Source organism: Frankia sp. CeTa3Moorea, from assembly GCF_978021225.1.
The window spans coordinates 31,364-33,184 of the sequence record NZ_CDXDOR010000053.1 but is presented as its reverse complement, the minus strand read 5'-3'; the positions used below and the strand labels follow the sequence as shown (position 1 = coordinate 33,184).

Sequence of the window (1,821 nt, the reverse complement as noted above, 5' to 3'; positions counted from 1 at the left end):
GACTGAACGGCACCGGGTCCCCGCGCGATCCCGCACGCCCCGACCCAGCCCCTCCGTGGTCCGGTAATTCACTCCTCAGTCACTCCACGGAGCTGTCGATTCCCTCGCTGCCCAAGTCGAGAACGCCGTAACCGACAACGCTGCGCGAGACGCTCAGCTTGACCGTCACGATCAAGCCATCACGCTGCTCGCGGATCGTACGGGCGTACAGCTTCAGTACGAGTAGCTCGCTCGGCCGATGCGATCTTCAAGCGTTCCCGCGTGATCCTCTCCTCTGCCATGGCGGCGTACGCGGGGTTGATCTCGATGCCGACCCAGTCCCTGCCGTGGCGTTCTGCGGCTACCGCGACCGTGCCTGCGCCCAGGAACGGATCGAGTACGATGCCCGGCCGGTAGTCGGCCTGGCAGTCACAGACAGGGCCCAGGACGGCAGGTGCTGCACCGTGCGGGTTCTGGCGAGTCGAGGCGCGGCGCCACGGCTCGCCGCACCGTTCGCACACTCGTTCGGGAACGCTTGCCAGCAGCGGACGCTCGACGAGGGAGAGCGGGAAGGTGGCGAAGTGCGCTTCCCGATAGCCGGCTGTGGCCAGGTGCCAGACGTCGCCAGGGTTCTTGCCTTGTGGATGACCAGCAATCCCCAGGGTCTTCAGTCGACCCAGCCCGGTGTTGCGCTGTGTCCGTCTGGTCTGACGGATGGTAGCAACCGCCGATTCTGGCGGGTAGACGCGCCCGGCCGCCCGGCCTTGCGCGGCGAACTGGCCAGTTGCATGAGGTACTCGGATGGCATCGAGATCGAAGAAGTAGTGCCGGCTCCGGGTGAAGAGGTAGATCACTTCATGCGTGGTGTTCAGGCGATCGGTCACGCTCGTCGGCATGGGGTTGGTCTTGGCCCAGATGACCTTGTTACGTAGCATCCACCCGTCGGCAATCAGCGTCAGGGCCAGGCGCTCCGGCCCGAGTAACAGGCTCTTCATCGGCGCGCCCTCGCGAGCGTGGCGGGCGTAGCCGTCGCCGAGGTTCAGCCAGACGACGCCGGCGGGCTTGAGTACCCGTGCGACCATGGTCATGACGGTCCGCAGGTCATCGACCCACTGGTTGACGTCGGGTTCCAGTCCGAGCTGCCCGGTGGCGCCGTAGTCGCGGAGGCCGTAGTAGGGCGGGCTGGTGATCACTGTGTCGACTGAGGTAGGTGGTAGCTCGGCCAGTCGATCGCGGACGTCTCCGACGAGGATGGTGCCGAGCCAGGGCGCTGCCCTGTCCGCACCCGTCATAGGCGTCCCCCGCCGCGACCGTTGGCCTGGTCGCACAGATCTAGCTCATCCGGCTCGTCGTCACTCTCCGCATCTTTGACTACTTTGAGTAGCCAACGGAGGTCGTCGAGCAGACCAAGATTTTTGGAGTAGTGCCGGAGAAGCTCCACTCGTTTGGCGGGGGTCTGTCCTTTACGGGCAGGCCCCTGACCAGGCCCGAAGCTTCCGCCCTTCACGATCCCGCCGCCGTTGGTTCCGGTGGTGAGGACAGGGTGAGGACAAACCGTTGTGCGCGGGATCGCGGCGGCCACCGTCTCCGCCGCCTGCTGGCTGGTCGACCGCAACAGATGCGCGTACAGGTTCCCGGTGACTGACGTCGAAGAGTGACCGACGACCTTCGAGGCGATCGTGATGTCGACTCCCGCAGACAGCATGATCGAAACCGAGCTGTGGCGGAGGTCGTGGAGCCGCTTGGGGGAAAGCAGTTCCTCGCCGATCTCGTCGCCCGCAGCCAGGGCCGCGGGTAGGGGTTCGGCGAGATGCAGCACCGACCGAGCGCCCCGGCTCAACT

General features: G+C 65.9%; 2 protein-coding genes. Both read right to left on the bottom strand.

Going from position 1 to position 1,821, the window contains the following annotated elements:
* Positions 1–179 precede the first annotated feature (179 nt).
* On the bottom strand, positions 180–1,271 hold the full coding sequence (locus tag AC08OV_RS11795) for a DNA-methyltransferase (RefSeq protein WP_476615966.1): 1,092 nt from the start codon (positions 1,269–1,271) through the stop codon (positions 180–182).
* The coding region (locus tag AC08OV_RS11790; protein WP_476619659.1) for a tyrosine-type recombinase/integrase at positions 1,268–1,821 on the bottom strand (554 nt) is incomplete at its 5' end. The genes AC08OV_RS11790 and AC08OV_RS11795, both read right to left, overlap by 4 nt.